The 24,395-nt window shown below is 70.6% G+C and carries 15 protein-coding genes and 4 pseudogenes; 8 read left to right on the forward strand and 11 right to left on the reverse strand.

The annotated features are described in order from the left end of the window. Nucleotides 1-107 precede the first annotated feature (107 nt). From K7C98_RS10580 to K7C98_RS10615, 8 genes are all read right to left on the reverse strand, one after another. The gene (locus tag K7C98_RS10580) at nt 108-2,951 is read right to left on the reverse strand and encodes a DUF4215 domain-containing protein (protein ID WP_224191479.1); all 2,844 of its coding nucleotides are present in this window, start codon (nt 2,949-2,951) and stop codon (nt 108-110) included. A gap of 298 nt (nt 2,952-3,249) precedes the next feature. Continuing rightward, nucleotides 3,250-6,753, reverse strand: a complete 3,504-nt coding sequence (locus K7C98_RS10585; protein ID WP_224191480.1) for a sigma-70 family RNA polymerase sigma factor — start codon at nt 6,751-6,753, stop codon at nt 3,250-3,252. A gap of 232 nt (nt 6,754-6,985) precedes the next feature. Further along, on the reverse strand, nt 6,986-8,320 hold the full coding sequence (locus K7C98_RS10590; RefSeq protein ID WP_224191481.1) for a hypothetical protein: 1,335 nt from the start codon (nt 8,318-8,320) through the stop codon (nt 6,986-6,988). A 363-nt stretch (nt 8,321-8,683) separates the two neighbouring features. Beyond that, the gene (locus K7C98_RS10595) at nt 8,684-10,306 is read right to left on the reverse strand and encodes a right-handed parallel beta-helix repeat-containing protein (protein ID WP_224191482.1); all 1,623 of its coding nucleotides are present in this window, start codon (nt 10,304-10,306) and stop codon (nt 8,684-8,686) included. 338 nt (nt 10,307-10,644) lie between these two features. Next, nucleotides 10,645-11,463, reverse strand: coding sequence for a hypothetical protein (locus K7C98_RS10600; protein ID WP_224191483.1), 819 nt, complete (start codon nt 11,461-11,463; stop codon nt 10,645-10,647). Between the two features lie 232 nt (nt 11,464-11,695). Next, nucleotides 11,696-12,454, reverse strand: a complete 759-nt coding sequence (locus tag K7C98_RS10605) for a hypothetical protein (protein ID WP_224191484.1) — start codon at nt 12,452-12,454, stop codon at nt 11,696-11,698. Between the two features lie 156 nt (nt 12,455-12,610). Further along, nucleotides 12,611-13,981 carry a hypothetical protein gene (locus K7C98_RS10610; RefSeq protein ID WP_224191485.1) on the reverse strand — a complete coding sequence of 457 codons (1,371 nt, stop codon included), beginning with the start codon at nt 13,979-13,981 and terminating at the stop codon, nt 12,611-12,613. 194 nt (nt 13,982-14,175) lie between these two features. Next, complete coding sequence (locus K7C98_RS10615; protein WP_224191486.1) at nt 14,176-14,388, reverse strand: hypothetical protein; 213 nt, start codon at nt 14,386-14,388, stop codon at nt 14,176-14,178. Between the two features lie 419 nt (nt 14,389-14,807). Here K7C98_RS10615 and K7C98_RS10620 point away from each other — a divergent pair, with 419 nt between their 5' ends. From K7C98_RS10620 to K7C98_RS10650, 7 genes and pseudogenes are all read left to right on the forward strand, one after another. Then, complete coding sequence (locus K7C98_RS10620) at nt 14,808-15,833, forward strand: hypothetical protein (RefSeq protein WP_224191487.1); 1,026 nt, start codon at nt 14,808-14,810, stop codon at nt 15,831-15,833. Continuing rightward, a pseudogene (locus K7C98_RS45470) lies at nt 15,721-16,242 on the forward strand (tetratricopeptide repeat protein); the annotation flags it as partial. The gene K7C98_RS10620 and the pseudogene K7C98_RS45470, both read left to right, overlap by 113 nt. A 140-nt stretch (nt 16,243-16,382) precedes the next feature. Next, nucleotides 16,383-16,916: pseudogene (locus K7C98_RS45475) on the forward strand (tetratricopeptide repeat protein); the annotation flags it as partial. Continuing rightward, nucleotides 16,802-17,170: pseudogene (locus tag K7C98_RS10635) on the forward strand (transposase); the annotation flags it as partial. The pseudogenes K7C98_RS45475 and K7C98_RS10635, both read left to right, overlap by 115 nt. Further along, nucleotides 17,146-18,483 carry an FG-GAP-like repeat-containing protein gene (locus tag K7C98_RS10640; RefSeq protein WP_224191489.1) on the forward strand — a complete coding sequence of 446 codons (1,338 nt, stop codon included), beginning with the start codon at nt 17,146-17,148 and terminating at the stop codon, nt 18,481-18,483. The pseudogene K7C98_RS10635 and the gene K7C98_RS10640, both read left to right, overlap by 25 nt. A gap of 74 nt (nt 18,484-18,557) precedes the next feature. Further along, the gene (locus K7C98_RS10645; RefSeq protein WP_263429411.1) at nt 18,558-19,004 is read left to right on the forward strand and encodes a hypothetical protein; all 447 of its coding nucleotides are present in this window, start codon (nt 18,558-18,560) and stop codon (nt 19,002-19,004) included. Nucleotides 19,005-19,122: 118 nt separating this feature from the next. Next, nucleotides 19,123-20,217: a hypothetical protein gene (locus K7C98_RS10650; RefSeq protein ID WP_224191490.1), complete on the forward strand. Its 1,095-nt coding sequence runs from the start codon at nt 19,123-19,125 to the stop codon at nt 20,215-20,217. Between the two features lie 223 nt (nt 20,218-20,440). Here the strand turns inward: K7C98_RS10650 and K7C98_RS10655 are convergent, their stop codons facing one another. Together K7C98_RS10655 and K7C98_RS10660 are read right to left on the reverse strand one after the other, a co-directional pair. Beyond that, a complete protein-coding gene (locus tag K7C98_RS10655) occupies nt 20,441-20,743 on the reverse strand; it encodes a hypothetical protein (protein ID WP_224191491.1) in 303 nt (100 codons plus the stop codon). 601 nt (nt 20,744-21,344) lie between these two features. Next, nucleotides 21,345-22,007 (reverse strand): GIN domain-containing protein, encoded by a 663-nt coding sequence (locus tag K7C98_RS10660; RefSeq protein WP_224191492.1) that lies wholly within the window; start codon nt 22,005-22,007, stop codon nt 21,345-21,347. Between the two features lie 118 nt (nt 22,008-22,125). On the opposite strand from K7C98_RS10660, the gene K7C98_RS10665 reads away from it, so the two are divergent. Next, entirely contained in the window at nt 22,126-23,586 is a 1,461-nt protein-coding gene (locus K7C98_RS10665) for a hypothetical protein (protein ID WP_224191493.1), read from the forward strand. A gap of 147 nt (nt 23,587-23,733) precedes the next feature. On the opposite strand, the pseudogene K7C98_RS10670 reads toward K7C98_RS10665, so the two are convergent. After that, nucleotides 23,734-24,170, reverse strand: a pseudogene (locus K7C98_RS10670) (NADP-dependent oxidoreductase); the annotation flags it as partial. Between the last annotated feature and the right edge of the window lie 225 nt (nt 24,171-24,395).

Genomic DNA, 24,395 nt, shown 5'->3' on the forward strand with positions numbered 1-24,395 from the left:
GAAGAGACATGTCCGCTTCGACATGCCTCTTCACTCATGCGGTGACGCGCCATCCCGCTCGATGGATCACGCCCCATCGGTTCGCGCGATGGGGCGAGCGCGAGCGGTCACCGCGGGCACTCGAGGAACAGCAGCCGGCGCGAGTCGAGCTGCTCGTACTGCGTCTGCAGGCGGACGTAGGTGAGCGCCAGCTTGCCGTTCTTGTACGCGAGCCGCGGGCTGTGGCCGGCGGGGGTCGGCTCGAAGGTGCCGCGGATCGTCCCGTCGTGGGCGACGTTCCACACGCGGGCGTGCACGGTGCGGAAGTCGTCGGGGATCTTATGGAGAGCCCCGGGGACGCTGCTGGCGGCGATGGCGTAGCCGTCGTCGGTCGGGATGATCGTCGGCTCGTGGTACATCTCGGTCCCCCCGAGCAGGCTCTTGTCCTGGCCGGTCCAGCCGGCGCCCGGGGACAGCGTGTTGGTGTGGAAGACCGAGCCCTGCATTGCCGTGTACGGGACCGACGTCGCGAAGTAGGAGGTGCCCTGGCGCCAGAGCATCGCGCTCGGGCTGTATCCGCCGTACGCTCCCTCCGCGATTTTGATCGGTGCGCCCACCGCCTGATTGGCGACGAGGTCGAGCTCCTGCATGTAGAGTCCACTCCAATAGTAGATCGCGAGGCCCTTCTTGCACGTGGCGTCGCAGGCGACCGCGCTGTGGGTCCAACCGGAATCGACCGAGACCGTCTTGGCGAGGAACTTGCCGTCGACCGCGCTGTACACATAGACTGCGGGCCCGTCGAGGTTGACGGCGTCGTAGTGACCCAGGACGAACACCTTGTCGTCGACCACGCGGAGCTGCGAAACGACGCCGCTGTAGCTTCGGCCGGGCCGGTGCTCGCCGCTGCCGACCCACACCAGCTCTCCCGCCGGGGTGATCGCCACCGGCGTGTTGCGAATGTTGCCGGACTTGCCCTGCGGATGGATGAAGATGTAGCGCTGGCGGACGTGGTCCCAGCCGAGGTCGCCGACCATCTGGCAGGTGTAATGGTCGCTCGGGGTCGACATCGCGATGTCGACGGGCGGCGCGACGAGCTGGCCGGATGCGTCGCGGCGCTCCCAGTGGATGTTGCAGGTATCGGCCGGACCAGGCCGGGCGTTGGCGAGCACGAGCTCGTCACGCCACGTCATCGCAGTCGGCGGGTACTCGACGGGGCCGCCGCCGTTGAACTGCTCGAGGATGATCGGCTCGCTGGCCTGGAGGTCCGCGCAATCGAGCGAGCCCGTCGGCTTCAAGCAGGTCGACGAGCAGCCGTCGCCGTCGACCAGGTTGCCGTCGTCGCACTCCTCGCCGGGGCCCTCTTCGCCGTCGCCGCAGACGTTGGCCGTGCAATTGGCCTTGCACGCCGCGCCGGGCCCGTTGCCGGCGCCGAGGTCGCACTGCTCGACGCCCTGATGAACGAAGCCGTCGCCGCAGGCCGCCGGCACGCAGGTGGCCAGGCAGGCATCGGTGCTCGAGGCGTTGCCGTCGTCGCAGCTCTCGCCGGGACCGACGTGGCCGTCGCCGCAGACGGGTAGCAGGCAGGCGAGGGTACAGGCGCCGGCGTTGCTGTTGCTCGCACCGAGGTCGCACTGCTCGCCGGGCTGGACGAAGCCGTCGCCGCAGGTCGCGAGCTTGCAGACATTGGTGCAGCCGTCGTCGTTGCTCGCGTTGCCGTCGTCGCAGGCCTCGCCCGGGCCCTTGTCGCCGTCGCCGCAGACGTTGAGCTTGCACAGGGCGTTGCAGGCCTTGCCGGGGCCGTTGTTCGCGCCGTCGTCGCACTGCTCGGCCTGCGCGTGGACGAGGCCGTCGCCGCAAGCCGCGGACTTGCAGGCGAGCGTGCACGCGCCGCTGTCGCTGTTGGCCCCGCCCTGGTCGCACTGCTCGGCGAGGCTCGGCTGCAGCAGGCCATCGCCGCACGCCGGGAACTTGCAGGCGTCGGTGCAGCCGTCGTCGTCGTCGCCGTCCTGGCCGTCGTCGCACTGCTCGCCGGCGTCGACGACGTCGTTGCCGCATTCCTCGAGCTGACAGGTCGCGCTGCAGCCGTCGCCGGGCGCGAGGTTGCCGTCGTCGCACGCTTCCGCGGGGCCCTGATCGCCGTCGCCGCAGACGTTGAGCTGGCACAGGGCGTTGCAGGCCTTGCCGGCGCCGTTGTCGACCCCGTTGTCGCACTGCTCGCCGCCGCTCCACACGTGGCCGTCGCCGCAGATCGCCGTCTGACAGGAGGTCGTGCACGCGGCGTCGTCGGCGTTGCCCGGGCCGTCGTCACACTGCTCGCCGGCGCCGGGCTGGACGAAGCCGTCGCTGCAGGTCGCCTCGGTGCAGGCGGCGGTGCAGTCGTCGGTGTCGTCGGCGTCGCCGTCGTCGCACTGCTCGGTCGGCGCGACGACACCGTCGCCGCACGACGCCGGCGCGCACGCGTTCGTACAGTTGTCGCCGTCGACGTCGTTCCCGTCGTCGCAGCCCTCGCCGGGGCCGACAAGGCCGTCGCCGCAGACGTTGTGCTTGCAATCACCGGTGCAGCTGTTGCCGCCGCCGTTGTCGGCCCCATCGTCGCACTGCTCGCCGGGACCGACGACCCCGTCACCGCAGGCCGCCGGCTGGCAGCTGTCACTGCACGGCTGCCCGGACCCGTTGTCCGGGCCGTCGTCGCAGCCCTCGCCGGGATCGACGACGCCGTTGCCACACGCCGGCTCGGGACCGGTGGTGTCGACGGGGCCGGTGGTGGTATCGGAGGGGTCGCTCGGGCCCGTGGTCGGGAGAGATGTCGTCGGTTCCCCGCTCGAGCTCGCGTCGGCGCTCGACATCGAGGACGTCGCGGCGGTGTCGGTCGCGTCTGGATCGACGCCTCCCGTGCTCGTCGCGGTCGAATCCGGACAGCCCATCAGCAGCAGGGTCGTCATCGACCCGAGAGTCAGCGAGAGTTTCTTCATGGTGGACGACTTTCCCGTGTGCAGGGGGAGCGGCCTCGGTTAAGTCGTCGGACCCCACGGGTTGATCCCGACTTTTTTAAAAAAAAGAGTGAGCGCCGGGACGCCGCTCGCACATGTAGGAGGCGAGCGCGAGCGCGAGCGCCGCGTCGCTCGGCATGGTTTCCGTGGAGGCCGTGTCGACGGCGACCCGCTCAGCCCGCGCTCCGACTTCGGAACAGAGACTCCGCGCAACGCTCTCGCTCTCTCGTCATTTCCTTTCGACTACTATCCAAACATCAGGCCCCTCGACCGCCTGCGTTCATCGCCGTCCTGCGATCAACCTGACGCTGCTTCCACGCGCGAGATCGAGGCGCAGCTCCGTCCCCACCGGCACACGTGTCAGGGCCTCGAAGCGGTGCACGTGATCGCCGGTGACGTCGTGCCCGTCGACCGCCATGATCGCATCACCGACTCGCAGCCCGGCACGCGCCGCTGGGCCGTCCGGTTGCACGGACGCGACTGTCGGCCGCCGCGCCTCCGGAGCCTCCGTCGAGTCCTCCCGCTGGATCGTCATCCCCAGCTCCGCGGCCGGGTCGCCGGCCTGCAGGCGACGTCGCGGCACCCGGAGCGGCGCCAGCTCGACCGCGCCGCTGCCCGCGATCGCCGCTCGCGTCCAGATGGTCTCGTGGTCGCTCGTCGCTCCGAAGGCCCCGGCCGTGACGATGACCGTCGCACGGCCGACCGGCACGCCCGTAACTTCGAAGCGGCCCTCCGCGTCCGAGACCGCGCGCTCGTCGACATGGTCTGCCGAGCTGATGAACGCCTCTTTTCCCTCTGCGCCGAACTTCACGCGCATCCCCGGCACCGGCTCGCCGGTGTCGAGGTCGAGCACACGTCCACGGACGGTCACGCGACCCGCGAGGGCGACCTCGACCTGTCCGCGCTCGCCCGCTGCCAGCGCGACCTCGGCCGTGCCCGCGCCCTCGGGCGCTTCGACTGCGACCACGAACTTTCCGGCCGGCACCTGCGGGAACGAGAAGGTCCCGTCCGTGCGGAAGAAGCTGGCGCGTAATTCGTAGCCGGTCGCCGGATCGCGGAGCTCCACCGAGAACCGCTCCGGCCCGACGCCACCGGGCAAGCGCACGCGCCCGACCAGCGACCCCGGCGCGGCGATCTTCACGAGGACCTCGCTGCCGAGCGCCACGCGCTCGAGGACCCCTTCGCCGCCGCCGCGCCGGTGGGCCACCAGCGTGTATGTCCCATCGGGCAGCTCACCGAATTCGAAGCGCCCGTCGAGGTCGGTCATCCGTGGCCGCAGGCCGCGGTCCATGCTCCATCGCATGTCGCGCAATGCGCTCCCCGGCGGCCCCTCCTCCGGCTCGCGCAACACCTCGACAAAAACGTCCGTCAGCGCTTCACCGTCACCATCGACGACCCGCCCGGAGATCTTCCCGTCCTGGGCCTCGGCGACGAGGTTCAGGACGGCGACCTCGCCGGTCTCGACCTCGACGCGCGGCTCTGCGTCGCCCTCTCCGCTCTGCACGCGCATCGGCTGATAGCTCCTGCTCACGCTCGCCTGGTATGCGCCGGCGGCCACGCCCGTGAGGCGAAAGCTCCCGTCGTCGAGGCTGGTCGTCTGCACGTACGTCGACCCGCGCAGCAAGACTCGCGCGCCGGGGACGGCCCGGCCCCGGGCGTCGCGGATCGTGCCACGGACCTCGCCGGCCGCCGGAAGCTCGATGCGGATGTCCTCGAGGTCATGCCCTTCACGAACCTCGATCTCGGGTCCGTCACGCAGCTGCGGCGGGTCACCTCCATACACGCGCAACTGATAGCGCCCCGGCAGCAGCCCCACGATTTCGAACTGTCCGTCGCCGCCGGCCCGCGCGCTCCCGCTGGTCGACTGCGCCTTCGGACGGCTTGGGTCGAGCTGTGGGCTCGCCATGACCGTCAGCGCCGTGACGGGCTCCCGGGTCGCTGCGACGACCGAGCCGCGAAGCGCCTGGCCCCGTCGCACCTCCCACCGTTGCTCGCGCAGGCTGCGGTCGACGATCGCCAGGGGCGAGTAGCTCGGATTTGGCACAAACCCCTCGCATCGGACGTCGACCGCGTAATTCCCGGGCAGCAGCCCACGCGCCCTCACCCGCCCGTCGGGCGCGATCTTCACGCGGCGCTGGCCTTGTGGGTCCGAGAGCGTGACCGAGCCGCGATCGCACGTGTCCCCGCCGGCGACCACGACTGTCCCTTCGACCAGGAAAGCCGGGTGCATGCGGATCTCCACCGGCGCCGATGTCTCGGCGAGGCCGAGCATCACCAGCCCCTCCGACGCGCCGTATCCCTCGTCGTCCAGCGCCCGCGCTTTGTACGTGCCGGGCCGCAGCGCGTCGATCCTGAAGTTGCCGGACGCGTCGGTGAACGTGGATCCCTGGCGGCCCCCGCCGCCGCCGTCGAGCGCACTCACCTCGGCGCCCGCGACCGGCGAGCCATCGTCGGCGCGCACCACTCGGCCCAGGAACACCGACTCCGGCGTCATGAGGACCTCGAGCGTCAGTCCCGGTGCGCGCCCGCCGGTCTGCATGTCCGCGTAGCCCTCCGCCGTCGCCGTGACCAGCACCTCGCCCGGCGGGACCCACAGCGAGAACGCTCCATCCGCGCCCGAGCGTCCGGTCGCGTCGCCCGCCTCGACGATCGCCCCCTCGAGCTCTCCCCCGCTCAGGTCGCGCACGATCCCGACGAGCTCCACCCCGCCGGGCAGCAGCGTGATGTCGACGCCACGCTCTTCCTCTCCGAAGCGCGGCGAGACCAGCTCGCGCGAGAGAGCCCCTGCGCCGCGCCGGTGCGCCTGCGGGATGAAGTGTGGCGCGCCGGCGGTGACCCGATGCGGCACCGGCAGCAGGTCGTCCAGGCGGTACGAGCCGTCGGCCCGCGTGCTCGTGCAGGGCCTCGCGCGCCGCTCGGACGCGCCGAGCTCCTCCGAAGCCGACGCCCCGCACACCGTCGCGCCGGCGATCGGGCGACCCTCTCCATCGCGCACGTGCCCGGAGATGGCGGCCCGCTCCGCAGGGCGGGGGTCGAACGCCGCCGCCGCCGGTCCCTCGACGTGAGGCTGCGGGATGGGCTGTGACGCACCGAACCTCTCCGGGGTGAGCCCCGCCGGGGTCGGTTCGGCGAGCGCGAGCCAGCCGGCCGCGCCGAGGATGCCGGTGCTCGTCACGAGCACGAGTTTCGCGGCGATGCTCATGGAACTGCTCTCTCTCGCCACGCTCGCGGGTGGTGTCGCCGCGCCGGGAGGCGCGAGGAAGACCACGGCAGACCAGGCCGCGCGGCCTCCGAACCGCTCGTCCAGACGAGCGCGCAGCCGCTGGAGCGAGCGATGGAGGCGAGAACGGACCGTCGCCGCGGGGATGGCGAGCGCGCGGGCGATCTCGGCCGGGCTCTCGTCCTCGAAGAATCGTCGAACGACCAGCTTCCGGTCCTCGAGCGCGAGCTGCTCCATTTCGGCGAGGAGCACGCGGAGCAATTCCAGGCGCAGCAGCTCCCGGTCGGGCCCGGCGGCGGTCGTCGACGCGGACACGGCAGTCTGCTCGCGACGCTCGCGCCGACCATCCGCACGGCGCTTCATGCGAAAACGGTTGCGAAGGACCGTCGCCAGCCATGGGCGCAGCGGCTGGTCGCTGTCGGCCGGTGGGTGCGACCATGCGGCCACGAGCGTGTCCTGCACGAGGTCGGCGGCATCCTCGACGTCTCGTACGAGAGCGGTGGCCAGGCGTTGCAGCCACTTCAGGTCCGCGAGGGCGGTGGCGGTCACTCCAGAGTGGGTCATCGTTCACTGCCGACATGCCGCCGCGCAGGCGAGCGTTGCAAGGACGAGACGGAATTTCCGGCGCCTCCGAGCCCGGCCCCGGCGCGCGCACCCGTCATGCCGCGCGCGCCTGGCGTGCCCCGGCCCAGTCGCCACCGATCTCCGAGGAGCGTTCATCCTCGATCTTCGCGCCTTCCACCTTCTCGGCCGGTCGCGCACTCGAGCTCCATCAAAGTCGGTGGCCGAGACTGCGTCAGCAGCCGGGCGCGAGGCCCTCGGGGCCGAGGCTCCACGTGCCCTTCAGGCTCGCCATCGGCAGACGCAGCGGGGACTCCCGCCGGGTGCGCCCGAAGTCGCTGGTCAGCCAGTAGAGGCTACGCGCGAGGCTGACGGCGAGGCAGCGCGGCGGTCTGGGTGCGAGCGAATACTCGTACTCCCAGCCGCCCTCGCTGCGCAGCATGGCCATGCCTCGCACCGGCAGCGGGAGCTGACCGGCGGGTCGCAGCCACTCGTCTTCGGCCACGAAGACGATCAGGCGGCCGTCGGCGTAGGCGAGCCCGTCGCCGCCCGGGCGCTCGTGTGAGCCGAGCACCAGGCCAATCGTCTGTCCGTCAGGCCATATGAGGTGATGGCGAACATCGTCGCCGTCGAGCGCGCCGAACTGCCAGCCGGACGGGCGCCGGCGGAAGATCCACCGCGCGTCGGGCACCTGGCCCTGAGAGCCGTCGCCATACTCGCCGGCGACGATCCATTCGGCCGTCAGAGAGCGGACCCACAGCCCCGGGAACTCGCCGCGGAACGGCGCGAGCGCGGCGGGCTCGAAGCGGCGGTCGGCAGCGATCGGTCGCGGACGCCCGCGCCGGCTGTTCGCGCCGCCGACGACCTTCCAGCGGCCCGCCGCGTCGAGGTGCCACACCTCGCGCCGGCGACCTGTCCATACGGCCAGCTCGATCGGGACGAACGCGTCGGCCAGATCGCCTGCGGCGTCGTCGTCCGCGGGTTCGTCGTCATCCCCGCCGAGGCGCAGGTTCGGCGCGGCCTCGTCGATCTCGACCGGCGACGTCGTCCAGCAGCCGCGCCTCGACGCAGCTTCGACGCACAGCACGCTCGCCGTCGCGCTGCGCAGGTGGACGAGCCGCGACAGCGTCACCAACTCCTCGTCGTCGATCGGGTAGCTCTCGACCGAGCTCTCGGCCGGCAGTTCGGCGAGCCACGCGCGCAGCTTCCGGGCCGTCGCCGCCGGACGGGCCGCAAAGCTCAGGCCGCGCCACGGGCCGTCGAGGCGCCGCTCGTCCTTCTCGAAGTCGGGATCGACGTCCCCCGCGAGGTTGCCGGCGAGCCGCTGCTTCGTCGCGGCCCAGCTCGCCTCGTCGAGGCGCGCGAGCGAGACCGTCAGCGAGTCACCGGAGGCCGGATCGACGCCCCAGAAGACCACGCGCTCACCGAGGACGGTGCGCCGCGTCGGGCCGGGGACATCGTCGGTCGCTCCGGGCACGAGGTCGTGCTCGGAGACGTGCCACGGCTCCCGCTGGACCACGCGCAGCGCCGGCGGGCAGGTGAACCCCTCGGGCGCCGGGTTGCGCGCCAACCAGACCGCGAGCGCGCGTTGCTCGTCGCTTGCGCCGCCGGGGATCGCGCAACGGCGCGGCGCTGCGTCCGCTGGCGGTTCGGTCGCGGCCACAGGCGCAGGTGTGGCCGTCACCTCGGGCCGATGCTCCGGTCGTTCTGGCACAAGCTGCAGCGGACTGGTACAGGTCGAGAGCAGTATTGCGAGCAAGGCGAACGACAGGTGAGCGGCGCGGGGCACCGCCGTTGAGCGTATCACGTCCGCGTCGTCCTTGACCGCGAGCGTCCCCCCTTCTCGCGGCCTGGAGAACATCGGATGCCCCCGCCCACAGCACCCGCCAGATGCTGGCGGGCGAGGTGGAGGTGTCGGCCGGCGCGCCGACTGTCACTGGCACGGTCCGTCGAGCTCGAACGCGCCGATCGTCCACGGCGCGGTCCGGGGCGCGCCGTCGTGATCCTCGGTGAAGAACTGCGATTGATCGAGCCCGCCCTGGGCCAACTCGCACACGGTCTGCCCCATGCCCTGGAGGCGGTAATCACCGTTCCCGACGAAGGTCGGCGCGACCTTCACGTTGCCCGAGGCGAGCGTGCCGTTGGCGTTCAGCAGGGTCTCCAGCGGCAGCAGCTCGTTGTAGGTCATGCCGCCGGACTCGTAGGCTTGGGTGCAGTGGAAGGCGTTGTTGCGGATCGACGCGGCCTTGAAGGGCGGGTCGTCCTCGATCACGCAGCGCCCGGACCTCGTGATGATGTTGCCGTCGATCGTCGGGTTGGCGTCGTCCCAGAGGTAGATGCCGACGCCGTTGGTCGGCGACTGCGTCACGATGGTGTTGCCGGCGACGACCGGCGCCGCATTGATGATGCTGAGGGCATGGGCATACCCGGCGTTGTTGAAGTTGGTCGAGGTGCCGCCGTCGAGGACGTTGTTGTAGAAGACCAAATCGGAGCCGTTGACGCTGACGCCGCGGGTGTAGCGGGCCTTGCCGGCCTTGAACGTGTTACCCTCGACGCGGGCGCTGGACTCGCCGAAGTAAGCGGCCGCCGTATAGCTCAGGCTGTTGTGGTCGCCGCCCTCGATACGGTTGCGCTTGACGGTCGGCGACGCCGCGCGGACGTAGAGGCCGTAGGAGTTGAGGAACGCGGCGGAGCCGCCCAGGATCACGTTGCCGGTGAGGGTGGGGTTCGAGCCCTCGATGAAGACCGCGGCCGAGAGGTCGCCGGTGCCGCCCTGGAGCGTCAGGCCGTCGACGACGGTGTCGGGGCCGACCCCGGTGCCGCCGTCCAGCGCGCGGTTGGGCTGCGAGGCGGTCCCGCCGGTGTCGCTCTTGTCGACGATGACGCTCGGGTGGAGCGCGGGGTCGCGGACGCCCCAGTCGTCGGCCTTGAAGCCGCCGAACAGGGAGACGCCGTCCTGCAAGACGATGACCTTGTTGTCCTGGTAATCGACGTCGTAGGCGCCCTCGGCGATGTAGACGGCGCTCGCGCCGGTCATCACCGCGGCGCTGATGCCGGCCTGGATCGTCCGCTTGGGCGCGTCCTGGGTGCCGGGATCGGAGTCGAGCCCGACGCCGATGTTCACGAAGATGGCGTCGTCGGGGAGGCCCATGCCATCGGTAGTCGTGTCGTCGGTGTCGCCGGTGGTGTCGTCGGTGGTCGTGCCGGTGGTGTCGTCGGTGGTCGTGCCGGTGGTGTCGTCGGTGGTCGTGCCGGTGGTGTCGTCGGTGGTCGTGCCGGTGGGGTCCGTGCTGCCCTCGGTGACGGCGCCGGTGCCATCCGTGTCGGGGCCGTCCGTGCTCGTCACGGTGGAGCCGGGCCCGGTGGTGCCGCTCGTCGGATCGCCGGCGGTGGTCGAGGTCGTGGGCTGGTCCACCCCGCTGCCGTCGCCGGTGGTGCCGCTCGTCGGGTCGGTGCCGGCGGTGGCCTCCGGGTCGGTGTTCGGATCGACGTCCAGCGTGCTGCAGGCGGTGAGGGTGGCGAGGATGAAGGGGGCGACAGAGATTCGGAATGACATGATATGGCGCAGGTCCTTGGTGATGCAGGAGGTCGGCGTGCGCGAGTGGAGGGCGGCGCTCCATCATTCGAGCGCCGCCCGGAGGTCGGTGCGCGGCTCTCCTGTCGAGCCGCGGCGGCGTGAGTGGAGCGCGTCGCTTTGATGATTCGAGCGCCGCCCGGGAGGTCGGCCCGCGCGAGCTTCGAGTCGAGCGCTACGGGGGGTCGGCGCGCGAGCTTCCTATCGAGCTGCGGCGCCGGCGCTCCTACGATTCGAGCACTGCCCAGCGGCCGCCGGCCGCATACGTCCATGAATTCCGGGCGTTCGTCCAGCGGCCCCAACCCGCCGTCGGCGGCGGGCTACTTCGCGGCGGCGGGGACGGCGATGTCCGCGATTTTGGTCGGGACATAGATGTCGAACTTCACCTTCCCGCCGTCGAGGAAGTCCTTGCGCGGCGTGAACTCCCACACCTCGCCCTTCCCCGCGTCGCCTTCCACCACGACGAACCCGCGCAAGAACCCGTTATCGTACTTGACCATGGTGTCGCCCTTCCAGTTGCTGCCCGTTTTGCGGTCCCAGTCCTCCTTCAGCAGGACGACGTCGACCACGCGCTTCTTGGTGAAGCTCGCGGCGTAGTCGCTGAAGGTGTCCCTGACCTTCTTCGCGTCCTTGCCCTTGTAGACGTCCTTCGGCAGGCGGACCGCGGCGGCCAGCGCGTCCTCGAGCTCCTTGTATTTGGCCTCCACGGCCTGCCACTCGGGCGTCTCCTTGTCGCCTCCCCGCACGAACTTCTTCGAGTAGGCCGCCTTGTACTCGTTGATGAACGGGTCACTCGGGTACTTCGCGGTCCTCTGCAGCAGGAATTCCTCGCCCTGGCAGCATTGCGGCAGTTGCTGCAACAGAGCATCCACCCTGTCGATTTGGGGCTGGTAGTGGGCGCGCCGCTCGGCGCCCGGATCGGCCTCCGCCTCCGCCTCGGCCGCGGCGGGCGGGTCCGCCGTGGCGGTGTCGCTCGCGCCCGACCCGGCCCCGTTCGACGAACCCGCGGCCGCCTCGGACGGGCCGGCCGATGCGTCCTCCGTCTTCCGCGAGAGCAAAGAATTGGTGTCCAGTTTCAGGGTCCCCGCGCATCCGAGAGCCAGCGAGAGGAATGTGGAGATGACGACGATCTTGTTCATGAGCGACCTTGCAAGGGGGGAGCGCGAGGGATGTCCGCAACCATGAACACGCGCGGACTCCCCCGACGCCCGCGAACACTAGAAAGGCGGCCCGGGGGAGCCATCCGACGAATTGCGTACGCCGCCCGGTTGTGGATCGTGAGCTGACGCGCGGCGACCTCGGCGATGGATCCAGGTAGATCCAGGACGGAGCAGCTCGCAGGAACCCCTGGAGAACTTCGGGCCGGCTGTACTAGCGACCGCGCCGGCGCGCGATCCAGGCCGGGACCGTGGTGCCCGGCGGGACGTCGTCGCCGTCGAAGGCGAAGCGCCGGGCGAGGTCGTCGGGCGCGAACTCGGGGCTCGACCACGTCGCGCCGAAGTCGCTCGTGCGGTAGGTGTAGCGCCCGGGCGCGGTGCCGCTGATCGGCGCCGCCGGGTCGTCGTCCCAGCGCACGACCAGCGCGCCGCGGCCGGCGGCATCCATCTGCAGCCCCTCGACGCCGGCCATGTAATACGGCTTGCGCACGTGGCCGCGGAGCCTCCAGCTGCGCCCGCCGTCCTCGCTGGTGACGATCGCCAGCGCCCACGACGGACCCTCGACGGCCGAGTCCGCGACCAGCCAGATCCGCCGGCGATCGTGCGATGTCTCGACGACGATCCACCGCGCCTGCGCGAGTTCGTCGACACGCTCGAGGTCGATCAGGTTCGGTCGCGCCTCGCTCGCCGGATCGAACCACACGATCGCGGGACGGGTGGCGGTCGGTAGCGACGGGCCGTACGAGGCGAACACGACCCCGGGGAGCGTGTCCGTCGGCTGTAGCGAATCGACGGCGATCCACGGCTGCAGCTCCTCGACACTCGCGGGACGGCTCGCCAGGGCGACGTCGGCGGCGACGAACCACGGCTCGACCACGGGTGGTGGAGGAGTCGGCTGCGGCCGTGGCCCGGCGTCGACGGGAGGTTGCCCGGTACACGCCGCGAGGACGAGCGTCAGCAGGCATGCGCGCATGCGCGGACCGTATCGGGCCACGCCTCGCCGGTCAAACCGCGAGGATCAGCGCACGCGCACGGCGACGGCCGAGTGATCGTCGGTGTGGTCGCGCCGCGAGACCGCATGCATCAGCGCGGCCACGCGCGAGACGTGAGGTCGCCCCGGCGTCGTCGCTCAGGGGATGTCGACGCCGAGCTCCGCCGCGAGGAAGGCGGTGAGCGCGGTCTGGTCGGGCTCCGAGAGCGAGGAGAAGGTCGCGAGGTGGTTGCCGTCGGTGACGTCGAAGCGGACGTTGCCGCTCATCGCCGCGGGGGTGACGGCGGCGGCGGCCCAGGGGTCGTTGGTCGAGTAGACCAGGGCGACGCCGTCCCCGAGGCGGGCGAACTCCTCGAGCGCGGAGTTCTCGGCGAGGTCGAACTCCGGCGGGGTCACGCCCTCCGGCACGAGCCCGCGCTCCATATCGACGAGGTCGGCCGGGATCAGTCCCTCCGCGACGAGTTCGGCGCGCGGCAGCGCGGGCCAGCCGGCGCTCTCCTGCACCTCGTAGAAGTAGGCGCCGAAGAACGACAGGTACGCGTCGGACATCGGATAGGCGCCGAAGATGCTGGTGACGCCGAAGAGCGCCGTCGTCAGCTCCTCGGCCGTCGCCACCGCCGGGTCGGGCAGGTCGGCGCAGTCGTCCGCGGTGCCGAAGTACTGCCAGAACAGCCACGGGTACGAGAGCGCGGCGGCCTCGAAGGCGCGAGCGGCCTCGACGCGGGCGAAGGTGGCGCCGAGCTCGTCGGCCGCCGACGTCAGCACGGCGGGCTCGACGGCCGCCCGCTGAGCGCCGAGGACGGCGCGCTGGATGCCCTCGAGCCGGTCCTGGCAGGCGGCGTCGACGGCGTCGAAGAAGTCCAGGAAGCGCTCGTCCCCGGGCCGCATGAAGGGGGCGCCGAAGGCGACGGTGGCGTCGACGTCGTCGGGGTAGTGCCGGCGGAAGCTCACCATGTCGACGCCGCCGTTGCTGAAGCCGGAGCCGAGCCACGCGCTCGTGTACACGTCGCGCAGGCGCACGACGACGTCATGAGCGTCGTCGGCGACCTGCTTGCGCGTGAAGGTCGAGTAGTCGTCGCCGTTGCCGTTGTGGAAGCGCTTGTCCAGCACGAGCTGGTTGCCCCCGAGGAGAGTCGTCAGCTCGTCCTCCTCGAACCCGAGGTAATTGCTGTACCCCGTGGAGATCAGGTTCATCGGCAGGTCGAAGCCCCGGTGAACGAGCGTCAGGTGGTGCTCGTGGGTGCCCGCCATCGGGTCCTGGTGGTCGGTCTGCTGCAGGAGCGTGAGCTCGTAGAGCTCGGCGCCGTCGTCGCTGGTGCCGGCCGGACTGACGACGAAGCCGGCCGCCTCGAGCAGCTCGGCCACGGTGGGGCAATCCTCCTCGCCAGCGACGCAGGTGCCGCATCGTCCGTCGGCGCCGCAGTCCGGATCGTGGGGGGTTCCCCCGTCATGGCAGCCGGAGGGGAGGGTCTGAAGGAGCAGGGGAGCCAGCAAGGTGAGCGACTTCATGGGATAGGTCCTTGACGAGTGAATCCGTGGAGGAGTTCGCCGCGCGCGGCGAAGCAGAAGATGCAGGGGTCGGCGGGACGCGCGACATCGTCGGGGCGAGCGACGCCCGAGAGCGTTCCGCGCGCCCCACTTCGTACACACAAAAGGCCGCGATCACGCGGCGTCGAGGCGGCCCCGGAGGGCCGGCGACGGGCTCAGTGTTCCTCGCAGATGCCGTTCTGGCAGACGCGGACCAACTGCCAGACCGAGTCGCAGACGTAGGTCTCCTGGCGCGTGTGCTTGTTGTTCCACGTGATAGCGACCTCTCCCGCGTTGCTGGCGGTGCAGGCCTTCGTCGGTGGGGCGGCGAGGGCGGTGTTGGCGAGGAGGCCGGCGACGACGGCCAGGATGAACGCGAGCTTTTTCATGGTAGTTGTCCTCGGGCGGTTCGGCGCGTCACTCGACGCGCCAGGGGTTCACCGCGCATGTCTCCGGTCGGTCGACCATCCGTCACCGCGTACAAAATTCCGCTCCGATCTCTCGGCGCGCGCGGACGGTGACGACCTCGAGCGCTCCGCGCAGACGCGCACCGGAGCCGGCTGCATCGCCATTTCAAGCGGATCGTCGGGGACACGCCCGGCGCGGTTCCACTCCGCCCCCGATTCCGTTAGTCCCCGAGTATGAGTTATCCTCGCCGACGTGTGAGTTCGGGCCGGATGCGATTTCAGTGAGGCCCAATTGACCCACTGCAGCGGTACCATGATTGCATTGCAGGGGGTCATACGCCCCCGCGTTGACCCAAAGCGTCGCGCCCCAAGCGCGTGTGGCTTCGGCTAGAGTCCGCCGCATGACGAATAGAACGAAGAGGCGCGCGCGCGGCCTGGTCCTGGTGCTGGTCGCTGCGTGCGGTGGAGGCAGCGAGGGCTCGAACGGCACGACCGACGGGGGCCCGTCGACGTCGAGCACGTCGAGCGGCAGCGGCGGCGAGGCGACGGGCGACGTGCCGACCAGCCCGACCAGCGGAACGACCGCGAGCCCGACCACGAGCACGACCGAGGGCGCTCACGAGGCCCAGCTGCTCTACCGCCAGGACTTCGAGGCCGACGGCTGGGAGGACGATTTCACCGGGCGCCAGACCTGGGAAGATCGGGTCGCCGTCGTCACGCACGAGCCGCACGGCGGCACCCGGTCGCTGCGCGGCAACCAGTTCGCCAGCATCGTCGATCCGATCACCGGGCTGTCGGGCACCGGCAACGCGCTGCTCGACTGGCGCGGAGCGGGGCACGACATCGCCGAGCGCACGCCGCGCCAGATGTACTTCTCGTACTGGTTCCGCCACGACGATTATACGTACGGCGAGGGCAATGAGGGCAAGCTGCTCTACTTCTTCGACGCCAACGGCTGCGCCCTCGACGCGTACTTCGGCGGGCAGCTCCACAGCCGAGGCCTGGCGATCGCGTACAACAACGGATGCCAGTCGAACCACTGGGCCCACTGCACCGGCTCGGACGAGGTGTGCGAGGCGTGCCGCGAGGACGGGACGTGCGACAATTGGGGCTACTCGGCGCTATGGCTCGAGCACCCGGAGGTGAGCCCGGGCACCGGGAGTTGGCGGCGTTTCGAGTACTTCATCGACTACGACGAGCGCTACTTCACGGTCTGGGTCGACGGCCACCTCGTCACCGACGAGCGCTTCCTGGACGGCCGGATCCCCTACGGGCCCGAGCGTGAATTCCACTGGACGGGTTTTCAGCTGTTCTATGCGTCGACGGGCGACGGGCGGGACTACGCGCAATGCGTCGACGGCGAGGGGGTGTGCGGCGGCTGGCAGATCGACGACCTGGAGGTCTGGGACGGGCTGCCGCCGAAGTGACCGCACCGCGCCGCTCGGGGTCGGCGAGCAGTGGCCCGCGGACCTGGTCGCAGAATGCTGCCACCCGAGGACCTGCGTACCGGCAAACAAGGGCCTTGAGTGCGCTGGTACGGCATGCGAGGACAGCTGCGCGACTTGGCCGCAGGTCGTAGGGCTGGCCGTACAGCGGCCCGGTCACCGGCCTGCCCCGAAGTGCAGGTCTCACGTGCTCGAGCGCGGCGAACTCGCCGAGGCCGAGCAATTGCTCGAGCGGTGTCTGGCGGTCGAGCTCCGGCTGGCCGGCTCCGACTCGCCCGGGGCCGCCGGGGCCCTCAACAACCTCGGCCACCTGTACCGCCGCAGCGAGCGCTACGAGGACGCGCGGCTGGCCTATCAGCGGTCGCTGCCGGCGTTCGAGCGGAACTTCGGCCCCGACCACCCTGGCGAGCATGGCGAGCTTCCGCGGCGAGCTCGACGAGGCCGAGCGCCTGAGCCTGCGGGCGCTGGCGATCCGCGAGCGCACGGCCGGACCCGAGGGCCTCGAGACGGCGCGCGCAGCAGGCCCTCGGCGCGGTGTACCTCGACCGCCAGCAGACGGCGATGGCGCTCGAGCCGTACGAGCGCGCGGCGATCACGATCGAGAAGGCCCTCGACCCGAAGCACCCGGGGGTCGCCGGCGCGATGGTCCACCTCGGCGACCTCCACCTCGAGCGCAACGACCTCGAGAGGGCCGAGCACTACTTCACGCGCGCCCTCGAGATCACCGAGGCGGCCCGCGGCCCCGACCACCTCGACAACGCGTGGTCGCTCGGTGGCCTCGGCGAGATCGCCGAGCACCGCGGCCGCAGCGACGAGGCGGTTCGACGCATCTGGAACCGTTCCACTTGGAACGCCACGCAGGGATGCGCTGAACACCGCCGACAAGCAGCCGGTCAGCGGCGCGATCGAAGAGCTCGAGCGGATCGTCGGGCAGATCCTCGCGCTGGCCGGACGTCCGGATCATCGTGCGCGGGGACTCCGGCTTCTGCCGCGACGAGGTCATGCGCTGGTACGAGGACAACGGCCTCTTCTTCGTCCTCGGCCTGCAGAAGAACTCGCGCCTGATCGCCGAGATCGAGGACGAGATGAAGCAGGCCCGCGCCCTCTCCGAGCAGACCGGCAAGAACGCGCCCTCTGGCGACTCAAGCGCTGGATCCGGCGCGAGAATTGGGGCTTGCACCTCCCGAGCGCGAAGCCGACACAGATCGATCTGCCGGGCGTCTGACCGCGATGGCTCGCCCCGTGCTGTTGACCTCGCACGGGCGCTTTTCTATGATCCGCTCGAGTTCGAAGCATGCAAGCACGTCGTCTCCTCTTGATCCTCTCTCTCGCGCCGGCCGCCTGCGGCACCAAAGGAGCGACCTCGACGGACGGCACCGGCGCGAGCGACGGCGGCTCCGCGAGCGACGGCGGCTCCGCGAGCGACGGCGGCTCCGCGAGCGACGACGGACCGACGAGCGAGGGCAGCACGACCGACGGTGGTCCGGTCGACAGCAGCACGTCGGGCGGCGGTTCGAGCGACGCCGGCACGTCCGACGAGGACACGACCGACGACGGCACGACCGATGACGGCACGACCGGCTCCGACGGCACGACCGGCCCCGACGGCTGCGAGCCGCCCCAGGGAACGCTGAGCTTCGCCCCCGATCTCCGTCTCGAAGCGCTGGTCGGCGGCAGCTACTTCTCGGTGATGCTGGCCGACTTCACCGGCGACCAGCGCGCCGACGTCATCATCACCGACCACGGCGGCGGCGAGACCAACTACTATTGGCGCGGCGAGGCCGGTGGCGGCTTCGAGCTGCTCGACGGCGAGGCGCATGGCGTCGGCGAGGGGCCCAACACCAACGCCCGCGGCGCGCTGTGGACGCGCGTCCTGGACTTCGACGGCGACGGCGACCTGGACTGGTGGTGGGACGACGTGAGCCCGGGATCGCTGCGGCTGAACGACGGCAGCGGCGTCTTCACCGAGCTCGATTTCTCCCCGGGGGGCTGGAACCGCGTCAAGGGCGTGTGGGACTACAACGGTGACGGCATCCTCGATCTCGTCGACGAGACGGGGGCGATCTACGACGGCCAGCTGGTGCTCGACGGCTCGATCGGAAGCAATCCGCCGACGCTCGGGACGGTCGGCTGTACCCCGATCGAATTCCACGTCGAGCCGCTGTGTCCCTCCGCCTACGGCGATGGCGACGAGAGCTTCCACAATGGCATCCTGCGCGCGGATTTCGACGGCGACGGCGACGCCGATCTGTTGATCCCGGTCGGGGAGGATTTCAGCAACGACAACGAGCTGCGCCTCTATCGCAACGACGGCGGCGCCCTGGTCGATGTGGGCCAGCTCCCGGTCGCTATGAAGGGCAACCAGCTGTCGTACGCCAACTCGGTCGCGGGCGACTTCGACGGCGACGGCGACCTCGACATCGCCGCGGCGGGGACGGCCGGCGCCGGCGACTACATCGTCTTCGAGAACCACGGCGACTTCGAGTTCACCGTCGCGGTCGAGCTCCCCGACTCCGGCTCTCCCGCGGGCAAGGCCGGTATCGCCGCCGCCGACTTCGATGGCGACTGCGCGATCGATCTCGCGGTGATCAGTGGAGACGGCGTGCAGCTCTACCGCAACGCGGGGCGCTGACGCGCCATCGCGCCGCTCGACGAGCTCAGCGCGGCCGCTCCGTCGCGATCGCGGACGTACGGCACCCACCACGTCTGGGTCATCACTGCGCTCTCCGCCCCCAGCCGGTCGGCGAGCCCTTCGTCGTCGACGGGAACGAGGAGTACTACGACGGCCTGCTCGACATCAGGCGCGGCTGCGACTTCGTCACCGTCTCGTGGACGAAATTCACCGACAGCTGGAAGGCCGTGCTCGTCGGCGGCGGCTCCGGCGAGGTCGAGAGCATCGGGAAACAGCGCCTGACGAGGTACAACAATTACTTCCTCGACTGCGATCACACCCTGCTCATGGGCGAGGGGATGAGCCCGTCGATCCCGGTCATCACCGGCTACTCGAGCGCGATCTTCGTCCAGACGGTGGAGCCCCTGATCGAGACGCCGCCCGGGGACTTCACTCCGCCGTATTCCTACTCGCCGATCCCCGCGGAGGACGTGCCTGCGGTCGTCTCCGCCGGCGCGGGCGCGACCCTGCAGATCGAATGATTCGCGGCGCGCCGGAACCGGGCCGGGCGCGCGACGGTCCGCGCGCCTGGCGCGAGCGAGACGAGCGCCGCGCGAGCGAGCGCTTGACCGGGCGTATAGCTGCGGGCACGGTCGACGCATGCGTGATTTGAAATTCTCGGTCTGTCTGATCGCTGCCCTGATCGGTGCGTGCGGCGACAGCGGCCGCCCGATGGACAGTGCCGGGGCCACGGACGGGCCCGGCATCTCGACGGCCGCCCCTGGGGGCTCGACCGGCCCCACGCCCACGACCTCCGACGGCTCGACCGTCGGCCAGGGGGGCGACGTCTCGACCTCGACCTCGACCACCGGCAGCGTCGACGAGCCGACCGCCGCGAGCACGACGCCCGAGCCCGCGACGAGCAGCACCGGGCCGGTGAGCGCCGGCGAGTCGAGCGGATCGAGCGACACCGGCGAAAGCGGGTGCGTCATCGGCGACGTCGAGGACACGCTCGCCTTCACGTACACCAAGTCGATCGACCTCGCGCCGATCGACACGATCCAGGCCTCGTTTTACAACCAGGACGCCCAGGAAATCGTGTTCTTCTCGTACTTCGGGCCGGGCCGCCGCTACAGCCTCGACGGCACGCCGCTCGGCGACGTCATGGCCCCGCCCGAGGCCCTGCCCGCCCTCGACGGGGCCAGCTTCGACCAGATCAAGCGCGTCGGCATGCTCATCACCCAGGGCTGCGCGGTCGTCGACATCGACCCGGTGACGATGGAGACGCTCGAGGTCCTCCAGCTCGACGTGGTCAAGTTCGGCCTCCAGACCTGCGCCGGGGTCGCGATCGGCGTCGACGGCAGCATGTATGTGACCAGCTTCTTCACCGACGAGGTCGTCGTGATGACCCGCGACGGCCAGACCGAGCTCGACCGCATCGACCTCGCGGCCGTCGGCCTGCCGCGCCCCGACGGCATCAGCCTGATCGCGGGCAGCGACAACTTCCTGATCCTCAGCACGACGGGGATCCAGTCCGCGATCCTCACACCGAAGGGCGAGGTCATCGTCGGCCCGGCCCCGACGGGTCAGGACCTGCCGCCGATGATCGGCGGCGGGATCACCAACCCCGACGCGGTCCTGACCGTCTGCGGCAACGGCCACGCCTGGCTGTGCGACGAGTACGGCACCCTGTGCCACGACTACGTGCCGATGGACGGCGACAAGGATGCGTGCGCCTGCACGATCCCGCAGTGACCTCCGCGCCGGCGGCGCCGACGGGTCGCTGCAATACTCCCAGCCGAGCGGCGGCGCGGTGTAGGTCGCGCTGAAGACCATGACCTCACCGGTCTCTGGCAACAAGCGGGCTATCGCTCAAGGAGGCGTGCCCGGGTGTGGCGGGCGACCTCGAACGAGCAAGTGGCCGCGATCAAGCTGCAGAACAAGGCGGGCGACGAGGCGAAAGGACAACATCTTGATCTCACAACCCGGGCACGTACCAATTGTGCTCGCCCTCGCGCTGCGGGACGTTGCACTGGCCGAGGTGATTGCTACCCCAGCACACGACGCCCCCTTCCGCTCGCACGGCGCACGAGTGCTCGACCGCCGCCATGACGGCACTGAATTGCCCTGCCGGTGGCGAGGCGCGGCCGTCCTCGTCGTTCCCCCAGCAGGCGAGCGTGTCCTCCACCTTGATCGCGCAGCAGTGCCAATTCCCGCAGCTGACGGCCTTGAACGCCCCTCCCGGCGCCCGCTCGAAGGCGCGCTCGTCCCAGCAGCGCAACGTCTCATCCTCCCGCAGCCCGCATGCGCCGGACAGACCACCGGACAGCGCGCGGAACGCCCCCTCCGGCGTGGTTGTCGAGGCCCGCGGACCGAAGCAGCGTACGGCCCCCCCTCCGCGAGGGCGCAGCTGTAGCCGAGCCCTGACACGACTGAGGTGGAGGTTTCACGGCTGCGGTGTACGGCGCAGCGACGGCTCGCTCTCCCGCCGGAGCCGGCCAGCGCACGGAAGCGAAGTGCGCTCTCCCGCGGCCCGTCGGGGGGACTCATCCGCGCCTCCAAGAACCCGCAGAATGAACCCGGGGAGCGCGTCGCCGGTGACTTCGTACTTCATCGCGCGAGGCTTGCACTCGCGGACGAACGCAGCAGTGATCACGACCCTTCCTCCTACCCCCAGATTTTCGAGACAAAATCGAGCCAAGCTAGAGCGACTTAATACCTGTCCTTTCTACCAGATTCTCGCGCTCAAGGGCGCGCCGGGCGGCGCTAGGCCACGCGTACCGTATGGGTGAAGTGGTAGGCGTCCTGGTTCCATATCTGGCGCGCCTGGCCGCGACGAACGCAACACGCAATGCTCTCCCCCGGCGCATGCCCGGGTCGATTCACATCTCGCACGCGACCGTCACCTGCGCCGCCTCGCCGACGATCTCCGGCGGCGCCGCGCTCGTGCACACCGTGACCGTCGCCGACGCGCCCTCCACGTTCACATGAGCGGCCTCGGCGACGAGCCGCGACGCATCGACCTCGGCCATGTCGTGGACGGAGATCCGCACCTCCGGCCCGGCTCCCGCGAGCTTGACCCGGCCCAGGTCGCGGGCGACCACCTCCGCCGCGATCGCCGTCAACTCGGTCGCCTCCACGGTGCTCTTCAGCTCGGCCTCGATCGCCAGCGCCTCGCTGGCGCCGATGACCCTGACCACCGTCCTGTCGCTCGCGAACACGCTGCGCAGCGCGGGCACCTCGAGCGTCACCGTCGGCTTCAGTTTCAGCTCGGTCAGCAGGTTGGGGTTGACCGCGATCGACAGCACGCCCTCCCCGTGGACCTCGGTGAACAGGCGGTCGAGCGCATTCGCCTCGCCCGTCACGCGCAACGTCACGTCGGCCTCCGGGTCGAGCTCGGGTCGCACCGTCACCGCGACCTCGAAGTCGTCGAACACCTCGATGGCGTGCAGCGGCGGCACCTCGCGCACCACCTCTGCGGGCACGCCGTCGCCGTTCAGCTCACAGCCCGCCAGCAGCGCGAGCGTTGCGATCGTCCTGCGCACGACGGGCACGGTAGCGCGTCCTGGCCCCCGCCGGGCGCGCGGCGTGCTCGTGCGAAAGCGCCCGCCGCCCGCCACGGCAGGCATGGACGGCCTCGCCACGCGCTGGCAGCATCGTGAAATGGTCTCCGCCTCGCGTCCCCTGCTCCTCACCTCGCTCGTCCTGTTCGCCTGCGGCGAGTCCGGCGACGGCACCGACGGCACCGCCGCCGCCGAGGCCAGCACGACCGCGGGCGCTCCGACCGGCGGCAGCGACGGCGACCCGACCACCACCGGGTCCGTCCCGACCACCGGCGGCACCACCGAGGGCGGCGAGGACGTGCGGCCCAACTGGCATCAGGACATCGCCCCGCTGGTCACCGCCAGCTGTCAGACCTGCCACGTCCCCGGCGGGATCGCCCCGTTCTCGCTCATGACCTACGACGAGGCCAAGCCGTGGGCCGCGCTCATGGCCGCCGACGTCGAGCAAGGATTGATGCCGCCGTGGCACGCGCTCGAGACCGACGTGTGTCAGCCGCCGCTGCCCTACCTCCACGACCCTCGGCTGTCGGATGACCAAAAGGCCATGTTCCAGGACTGGGCCGATCTCGGCGCGCCACAAGGAGATCCGGCACTCGCGGCGCCGCTGCCTCCGGCGCCCTCGCTCGACCTCGAGAACCCGACCACATCGATCACGATGGCCACCCCGGTCGACATCGACAAGGTCGGCAACAGCCTCGACTTCTTCCACTGCCTCAGCCTCGACCCCGGCAACGCCGCCCCGGTGTACGTCGACGGGATCCAGGTCCTCGCCGGCAACCCGAAGATCGTCCATCACGTCCTCATCTACGTCGACGCCGGCGCCGACTCGGCCAGCTGGCCCGGCGGCGTCAAGCATAACTGCGGCGGCGGGGCCGGTATCGGCAACGCCCAGCTGATCGGCGGCTGGGTCCCCGGCGGCATGCCGATGGTCGCGCCCGCGGGCGTCTCGACCGAACTCCCGGCCGGCGCGCGCCTGATCCTCAACGTCCACTACCACGCCACCGGCGGCGGACCCGAGACCGACAGCGCCACCGGCCTCGCCCTGCGCTGGACCGACGCGCCCGCGGAGTGGTCCACCTTCTTCACCCTCATCGGCGCCCCCGGCGTCGGCGAGTCGCTCGCCGGCCCGCTGCAGATCCCCGCCGGCGAGGAGGCGCACGTCGAGGAGTACGAGTACGTCGTCCCCAACAACATCCCGGCCCTCGCCGACGTGCGCGTCTGGACCGTCCTCAATCACATGCACAAGGTCGGCGTCGACATGCGCGTGTGGGTCGAGGCCGCCGGCGGCGACACCTGCCTGCTGCACACCCCCAAGTGGGACTTCAACTGGCAGCGCTCCTATCAATACGACGCCCCGATCGACCAGAGCTTCCGCGTCCGCGCCGGCGACCGCGTCCGCCTGCGTTGCGTCTACAACAACACCATGTCGAACCCCGGCGTGGTCGAGATGCTGGCCGAGGCCGGCCTCGACGCCCCCGTCGACGTCGGCCTCGGCGAGGGCACCCTCGACGAGATGTGCCTCGCCGGCGTCGGCGTGGCGATCAAGGGCTTCAGCCTCTGAACATTCTTCCTCGCCTCCGAGCTCGCGCGCCACATCACCGGCGAGCTCCTCAACGTCAACGGCGGCAACGTCCTGTGCGGCCGAGCCACCCTGTCGCGCCAATCCCTGAATGTAGGCACGCAGGCTGTCAGCCTCGTTCGGAGCACTCTACCGAGAGAGGTCGATGACGACCTTGCCCTTCACGTGCCGGCCGGCCTGGAGCTCGACCGCGGTGCAGATTTGCTCGATCGGGAAGCTCGCGGCGATGGGCACCCGGAGTCGGCCGGTCGCTCGCCGTAGGCGACCGGCTCGGCGCCGAGCTCGCGCAGGAAATCGGCCGATGTCGCCGATCCCGTCCCGATCACGCGCGCCCCTGCGATCCGGGCCAGCTGGACGGCGAACACCCCGACTCCGCCCGCCGCGCCGCCGATCAGCACGGTGTCGTCCGGCCCGGGCTGGACCACGGCCAGGGCGGCGTATGCCGTGCGTCCGGCGATCGTGAGGGTGGCGGCGGTGCGATCGTCGACGCCTTCGGGGGTGTGATGGGCCTCGTTCGCCGCGGTGCCTCCGATCGCGTCGATCACCACGAAGTCGGCGACCGCGCGGCGAGCATGGAGGACGACAGGAGGCGTCGAGGTCCACGACATGCACCGGTGAATCGCTGCCGATGTTGAGTGTCGCGGTGGTGATGAGAGAATAGATGAACGGCGAAAGCAGATCGGCGAGACTCGCCTGTCTGCCGCGATCGTCGAGCGGCTGCCCTGCCCGCGCCCGGGGCGCAAGTCGGCGCGGGCCTCCCGATTGACAATCCCTGCGTGCTCACCGGACCA

This window comes from Nannocystis pusilla (assembly GCF_020073745.1).
Classification (GTDB): Bacteria; Myxococcota_A; Polyangia; order Nannocystales; family Nannocystaceae; genus Nannocystis; species Nannocystis radixulma.

Excerpts from the sequence above, each read along its gene's own strand:
- K7C98_RS10580 (WP_224191479.1), bottom strand. The coding sequence starts at position 2,951 with ATGAAGAAACTCTCGCTGACTCTCGGGTCGATGACGACCCTGCTGCTG.
- K7C98_RS10585 (WP_224191480.1), bottom strand. The coding sequence starts at position 6,753 with ATGACCCACTCTGGAGTGACCGCCACCGCCCTCGCGGACCTGAAGTGG.
- K7C98_RS10595 (WP_224191482.1), bottom strand. The coding sequence starts at position 10,306 with ATGTCATTCCGAATCTCTGTCGCCCCCTTCATCCTCGCCACCCTCACC.
- K7C98_RS10600 (WP_224191483.1), bottom strand. The coding sequence starts at position 11,463 with ATGAACAAGATCGTCGTCATCTCCACATTCCTCTCGCTGGCTCTCGGA.
- K7C98_RS10605 (WP_224191484.1), bottom strand. The coding sequence starts at position 12,454 with ATGCGCGCATGCCTGCTGACGCTCGTCCTCGCGGCGTGTACCGGGCAA.
- K7C98_RS10610 (WP_224191485.1), bottom strand. The coding sequence starts at position 13,981 with ATGAAGTCGCTCACCTTGCTGGCTCCCCTGCTCCTTCAGACCCTCCCC.
- K7C98_RS10615 (WP_224191486.1), bottom strand. The coding sequence starts at position 14,388 with ATGAAAAAGCTCGCGTTCATCCTGGCCGTCGTCGCCGGCCTCCTCGCC.
- K7C98_RS10620 (WP_224191487.1), top strand. The coding sequence starts at position 14,808 with ATGACGAATAGAACGAAGAGGCGCGCGCGCGGCCTGGTCCTGGTGCTG.
- K7C98_RS10640 (WP_224191489.1), top strand. The coding sequence starts at position 17,146 with ATGCAAGCACGTCGTCTCCTCTTGATCCTCTCTCTCGCGCCGGCCGCC.
- K7C98_RS10650 (WP_224191490.1), top strand. The coding sequence starts at position 19,123 with ATGCGTGATTTGAAATTCTCGGTCTGTCTGATCGCTGCCCTGATCGGT.
- K7C98_RS10665 (WP_224191493.1), top strand. The coding sequence starts at position 22,126 with ATGGTCTCCGCCTCGCGTCCCCTGCTCCTCACCTCGCTCGTCCTGTTC.